Genomic DNA, 1646 nt, shown 5'->3' on the forward strand with positions numbered 1-1646 from the left:
ATTAAAAATGTGCATAGCAAAATAAGCTAGATATACACTAATCGGCTCAAAGAAGCCCTTTCAAAAATGAAACAAGACGCAACTTGCTTCTACAACTCAACCACAACACAAGAAGGTGTGGGAATAAACGGAATCAATTAAACATTAAATATATATTTATATTAATCAATTCGTATCTAAATTTCAATAACTTTATGTTTTATCACAAAAATGAATTTATTTATTTTAGTTTTTTTCGAAAATTATGTATAATAAAATTACCCTACACGAGATATTGAGTCATATCTCATTCGTCATTTAATAAGGCCTACATAAAAAATAAGGCCTTATTTTTTATGTAGGCCTTATCTTCTATCTGTTTCCCCTATATTTACTCCTAACTAAAGTTATATACTTTTATCTTATTATTTTAAAGCAATCCATTCGTAGCTTTCCCACTCTTTTGGTTTCTTATCATACTTGATACGACCAGTCGTACAGAATGATGCAATCATCCATTGTATGAGATTCATTTTTGCATATGGATCAACACAATCCTCTATTTTTTTCAATTGATAACCTGTACTATTTTTCTGCCAAATTGCATACAAACGAAAATGTGTTGTCGTAACAAGTCTAGCTTTTGTTGTAACTTGCCATTTTGCAATTTTCGTTAGATCCTCTTTGACTTTTCTATCATACTCTTGTTTTATGACTTTATAACTCTTATCTTTATTAATTAATCCATTAGAGAATCCAAAAGGCATTTGATGCACCTCATAGACGGTTCCTTCTTCATCCCCTAAAATGTTTGATTCTACTAGAAATATATTTTTTAGTTTTAATTGTTCCGTTAATTCTTTTCCTCTCCGATAAAATGGCTTCTTTATCTTCTGCAACAAGATAACCTGCACAATTAATCCTATCAGTAAAGGATATGCTAATACAAACAATATATTAATAAACATGTTTAAAATAATAACGCCTATTAGCGCAAAAATTGTAAAGTAAATATAGGTCTCTCTTTGATGAATGATTCTACTGTTCAAGCCAAGATACCTCCATTTTGATGGATAGTGAACGCAATATAAATCATCGCCCCTAGTAAAATAGAACAAGCCCCTGGAAAGCTCTGTATCAGCTGTATTTCTTTCTTAGGCAGTTTCACACCAAATATAGACGCAGCATGCTCCAATTGGTCTTTAATCGCTCCTACAAACCCTAAAATTTTAATTAATCGATACACACTAGCAATCCAAAAGAATAGTAAATGGAAAGCTGTTAATGTAATGGCGGTAAGCATAGCCGATTCTTCTACTACATTGCTAACATATAAACCTACTACCACAAGCATTTTGGTATCACCAGGTGAAGAAAATTTAAATGTTTCTAGCAATAAACCACACGCTAAGGCCATGACTAGTACAATTGCAATCTCTTTCCCTGTTCTTATTCCGGCAAAATACGTGATTCCTATCCCCAATATTAAGAATAGTAGATGCCACATATTCTTTGTTTTTCTATATTTCAAATCAGTAAATACATTTAGGAACATATAACTTAGTAATAATCCCACAATATACAGACCCATTTTCTTTACTCCCCTCTTAATTTCATAAAAAATGCTGTGTAAAAAAGGGAACCACTTTTAGAGTAGCCCCCTCGTT

Annotated in this window: 2 protein-coding genes; both read right to left on the minus strand. The window is 31.8% G+C overall.

Annotated elements, in window-relative coordinates; genetic code table 11:
- Positions 1-404 precede the first annotated feature (404 nt).
- Positions 405-1028 (minus strand): hypothetical protein, encoded by a 624-nt coding sequence (locus ACS2CR_RS34075; protein ID WP_060852760.1) that lies wholly within the window; start codon positions 1026-1028, stop codon positions 405-407.
- A complete protein-coding gene (locus ACS2CR_RS34080) occupies positions 1025-1570 on the minus strand; it encodes a hypothetical protein (protein WP_060852761.1) in 546 nt (181 codons plus the stop codon). Before ACS2CR_RS34080 ends, ACS2CR_RS34075 begins: the two co-directional genes overlap by 4 nt.
- Positions 1571-1646: the final 76 nt, after the last annotated feature.

The sequence above is a fragment of the Bacillus cereus group sp. BceL291 genome (genome assembly GCF_051776705.1).
In the GTDB taxonomy this organism is placed as follows: Bacteria; Bacillota; Bacilli; order Bacillales; family Bacillaceae_G; genus Bacillus_A; species Bacillus_A cereus.

Bases quoted from the DNA above. Each gene is read 5' to 3' on its own strand.
- ACS2CR_RS34080 (WP_060852761.1), bottom strand. From the start codon at position 1,570: ATGGGTCTGTATATTGTGGGATTATTACTAAGTTATATGTTCCTAAAT.